Here is a 4,413-nt window from a genome sequence, read left to right as displayed (position 1 = left end):
ATCATACCGCCTTTCGTTCTACATTTCACAAATCCGCTTACGACCAATTCCTCATCGTGGGATTTATTCACCCTGTCCCAAGCCATAATCGTTCTGGCCTTTCTGTGGGATAAGATCAACTGCCCACTTTTATCCTCACGGATATCGATAAGCACATCGACTTTATCACCGACCTTCAAATCGGGATTGTAACGGAATTCGTTGAGGGAGATAACACCTTCGGACTTTGCGTTGATGTCGATAATCGCCTCACGCTCGGTCATGTAGGTTACAGTACCTTCAACGACTTCTTCATCTGCAGTATCCACGAAATTCTCGGTAACGAGTTTTTCGAATTCCGCCAATTTGGCGTCATCTACCGGTTCTATGCCCTCTTCGTATTTTTCCCAATCGAAATTCTCCAGAAATTCCTGGGGATCTTGTTTTGGGGCCTCCTCTTTCACTTCCTGTTCCTGTTGAACGTCCTGATCCTGTTGTGCTTCGGTGATTTCTTCCACCTCTGCGGTTGCTTTTTCTTCAGCCATTTGCCGATTTAAAATTTGTATCCTACGATGCTACAAGAGTTGAACAATCGCCGTAGAAGTAGTTTACATTATAGTTTTCAGTATCCCTTTTCCTCTTGCTACCCTGTAAAAAAGGAGTGCAAAAATACGATATTAATCTTGGTTTAGCAACCTTATATATGACAGGATATATCCATCCGAAGAATTTATGGCAAAATTCCGGGAAGTATTCCGTCAAGTAAACCAATTATCGTTATCTTGGGAGCCATTATTTTAATCATTTTAAAGCTAGTATTATGAGTGTTAAAGACAAATATCAGCCTGTACTGAATCTGGGCGAAAAATTGAATATTAAGGATGGGGACGTATCGGAAGAAAACGGCGTCTTAAAAGTAAAAGGTCAAGCCAGCAACCAGTACGAGAAAAACTTGTTGTGGGATAAAATCAAGGAAATCGGTGGCGAAAATCCGTCGGATATCAAGGCTAACATCACCGTTGCCGATGAAACGATATACGCCAAGCACGTTGTTAAAAGTGGCGAATCCTTAAGCAAGATCGCCAAACAATACTATGGGGACCCGATGAAATATAAAAAGATATTCGAGGCGAATTCCGGTATTTTGAAAAATCCTGATGTTATCCATCCTGATCAGGTTTTGATAATTCCGAATCCGTAAAAATTGTACCGATAAAGGAAAAACCGCATTGGACTAAAAATTTTCAGTCCTATGCGGTTTTTTTATATTTTCTCCATATACCGCCGGGCTATACTCTCCAACCTTTCAAACTGTTCTTGTAGCCCCATGTCGCTGTTATCGAATTCAATGGCGTCATCAGCCTTTTTTAGTGGCGAAAATTCACGATGGGTATCGATATGATCCCGTTTTTGAACATTTTCGAGTACCTCTTCGTAGGTTACCTTTTCCCCTTTATCCAAAAGTTCCTTATATCTTCGGGTGGCCCGCGCCTGGAGTGATGCGGTCATGAAAATCTTCAGTTCGGCATCTGGGAAAACGGTGGTGCCGATGTCGCGGCCATCCATGACGATTCCTTTATCCTTTCCCATGGTTTTCTGCATATCCACCAACTTATAACGGACTTGCTCTATTTCAGCAATGCGGCTTACATGTTCGGATACTTCCATTTGGCGGATTTCCTCTTCTACGTTTTCACCGTTCAGGTACATTTCTGAAAATCCCAGGTCCGCATTGGGTGCGAACTTCAACCGTATTTTGGGCAATAGTTGCACCAGGGCCTGTAAACGTTCGGATCCGTCACCGATGAACCCGTTTCTGATGGCAAAAAGCGTCACGGCCCTGTACATCGCCCCGGTATCGACATACGCATAGCCCAAAGCATGGGCCAACTGCTTGGCCAGAGTGCTTTTGCCTGTAGATGAATAGCCGTCTATGGCGATGGTAATCTTTCGCATTACAACTTCTTGGCATTTTTCACTTTCTGCCCCGTAATCGCAATATCCACGACTTCGTGCATGTCAGCGACATAATGGAAATTCAGTCCTTTTAAATAGTCCTTTTTAATTTCTAGGATGTCCTTTTCATTGTCCTTACAAAGGATGATCTCCTTGATCCGTGCGCGTTTGGCCGCCAGGATTTTTTCCTTGATACCGCCGACGGGAAGTACCTTGCCCCGAAGGGTTATCTCACCCGTCATAGCCAGACTTTTCTTGACCTTTTTCTGGGTGAAAAGGGATACGAGGGAGGTCAGCATGGTAATACCCGCACTCGGTCCGTCTTTGGGTGTAGCGCCTTCAGGCACGTGAATGTGTACATTATACTTTTCAAAGACCTCGGAATCGATGCCGAACCGGTCGGCGTTCGATTTGATATATTCCATGGCGATGGTAGCGGATTCCTTCATCACTTTACCAAGGTTTCCGGTAATGTTCAAAGTACCTTTTCCCTTGGATAAAATGGATTCAATAAAAAGGATGTCGCCGCCGACGCTCGTCCATGCCAGTCCCGTAACCACTCCCGCTACGTCGTTGTTTTCGTATTTATCGCGCGCCATTCGTGGGGGACCCAATATGGTTTCAACGTCTTCCTTTGATATTTTTATGTTGTATTCCTCTTCAGTGGCAATATTTTTTGCGGCATAGCGCACCATTTTGGCAATCTGCTTTTCTAAGGCACGTACGCCGGATTCACGGGTGTATCCCTCGACGATTTTCTCCAATTGGGGCATTCCGATCTTGATATCCTTCGAGGTGAGGCCGTGTTCCCCTAATTGCTTTGGCAGCAGGTGTTTTTTGGCGATCATGACCTTCTCTTCGATAGTGTATCCGGTTACCCTGATGATTTCCATTCGGTCGCGCAAAGCGGGCTGAATAGTCGAAAGGTCGTTGGCCGTGGAGATGAACATGACTTTGGAAAGGTCGTAGCCCATCTCCAAAAAGTTGTCGTGGAACTCACTGTTCTGTTCGGGATCCAACACCTCCAACATCGCGGATGACGGATCGCCCTGATGGCTGCTAGCCAGTTTATCGATTTCATCGAGTATGAAAACGGGATTCGAAGTACCCGCTTTTTTTAAGCTCTGTACTATCCTGCCCGGCATGGCACCGATATAGGTTTTACGGTGGCCACGTATTTCGGCTTCATCGCGCAGGCCACCCAACGACATCCGCACATATTCCCTTCCCAAAGCCTCCGCAACGGATTTTCCAAGGGAAGTCTTACCAACGCCAGGAGGGCCATAAAGACACAGAATTGGGGATTTCATATCATTACGAAGCTTCAATACCGCTAAATATTCAATGATTCGGCGTTTAACATCCTCAAGGCCATAATGGTCCCGATCCAAAATTTTCTCCGCGCGTTTTAAGTCGAATTTATCCTTGGAGTATTTATTCCACGGCAAATCGAGGAAAAGATCCAGATAATTTCTTTGGATGGAATACTCCGCGACCTGCGGATTCATCCGTTGTATTTTGGTCAGCTCCTTTTCAAAATGTTTACCGACTTTTTTGGACCATTTTTTCTTCTTGGCCCTCGCCTTCATTTCCAGCACTTCATCATCGTGGGATACCCCGCCCAGCTCTTCTTGAATGGTCTTCATCTGCTGGTGCAGGAAATATTCGCGCTGCTGCTGGTCCATATCGCTGCGCACCTTGCTCTGAATATTGTTTTTGAGCTCCAATTTCTGCAGCTCTACGTTCATATATTTCAAAGTGGCCAAGGCTCGTTCCTGCAAACTATTGATCTCCAGCAGTTCCTGTTTTTCCTTGACCCCAAGATTGAGGTTCGACGAAACAAAATTGATCAAAAAGGAGTTGCTTTGGATGTTCTTTATGGCAAAGGAAGCCTCGCTCGGAATGTTCGGATTGTCACGAATGATCCTGAGCGCCAAATCTTTCATCGATTCGATTATGGCCAAGAACTCCTGTCCGTCTTTTTCCGGCCTTGCCTCGACAGTTTCCCTTACCGTTGCCGTCATATAGGGCTTTTCGGTGAGAATTTCGGCGACTTCGAAACGCTTTTTCCCCTGTAGGATTACGGTGGTATTGCCATCCGGCATTTTCAGCACCCGTAAAATTCGGGCTACCGTGCCAAGGGTATTGATATCCTTGGCATGCGGATTTTCGGTCTGCTCGTCCTTTTGCGATACGACGCCGATGACCTTCGATCCGTTGTTGGCATCCTTTATTAAATTGATGGAAGTATCCCTTCCGGCCGTAATCGGAATTACGACTCCCGGAAACAGGACCGTATTCCGAAGTGGCAATATTGGCAAGGTTTCCGGCAACTTTTCGTTGGCCATTTCCTCCTCGTCCTCGGGTGTCAATAACGGAATCAATTCCGCATCCTCGTCGATGGACTGTAACGACATATTGTCAAAATCTGAAAAATTAGAATCTCCCATAGGTATATTTTCGGTCATTCTGTCATTG

4 protein-coding genes are annotated in these 4,413 nt (G+C 45.5%); 1 reads left to right on the top strand and 3 read right to left on the bottom strand.

Going from position 1 to position 4,413, the window contains the following annotated elements:
* Nucleotides 1-524, bottom strand: a 524-nt coding sequence (locus tag ACEW8S_RS06345) for a S1 RNA-binding domain-containing protein (RefSeq protein ID WP_373517334.1), incomplete at its 3' end; no start/stop codon positions are given.
* A 275-nt stretch (nucleotides 525-799) separates the two neighbouring features.
* On the opposite strand from ACEW8S_RS06345, the gene ACEW8S_RS06340 reads away from it, so the two are divergent.
* Nucleotides 800-1,180 carry a LysM peptidoglycan-binding domain-containing protein gene (locus ACEW8S_RS06340; RefSeq protein WP_373517333.1) on the top strand — a complete coding sequence of 127 codons (381 nt, stop codon included), beginning with the start codon at nucleotides 800-802 and terminating at the stop codon, nucleotides 1,178-1,180.
* 62 nt (nucleotides 1,181-1,242) lie between these two features.
* Here ACEW8S_RS06340 and cmk read toward each other — a convergent pair whose 3' ends face one another.
* Together cmk and lon are read right to left on the bottom strand one after the other, a co-directional pair.
* Nucleotides 1,243-1,935 carry a (d)CMP kinase gene (gene cmk / locus ACEW8S_RS06335; RefSeq protein WP_373517332.1) on the bottom strand — a complete coding sequence of 231 codons (693 nt, stop codon included), beginning with the start codon at nucleotides 1,933-1,935 and terminating at the stop codon, nucleotides 1,243-1,245.
* Nucleotides 1,935-4,385 carry an endopeptidase La gene (gene lon / locus ACEW8S_RS06330; RefSeq protein WP_373517335.1) on the bottom strand — a complete coding sequence of 817 codons (2,451 nt, stop codon included), beginning with the start codon at nucleotides 4,383-4,385 and terminating at the stop codon, nucleotides 1,935-1,937. The genes cmk and lon overlap by 1 nt, the downstream gene beginning before the upstream one ends.
* Between the last annotated feature and the right edge of the window lie 28 nt (nucleotides 4,386-4,413).

Source organism: Pricia sp., assembly GCF_041745955.1.
Classification (GTDB): Bacteria; Bacteroidota; Bacteroidia; order Flavobacteriales; family Flavobacteriaceae; genus Pricia.
This window is presented reverse-complemented; position numbering and strand designations above follow the sequence as displayed.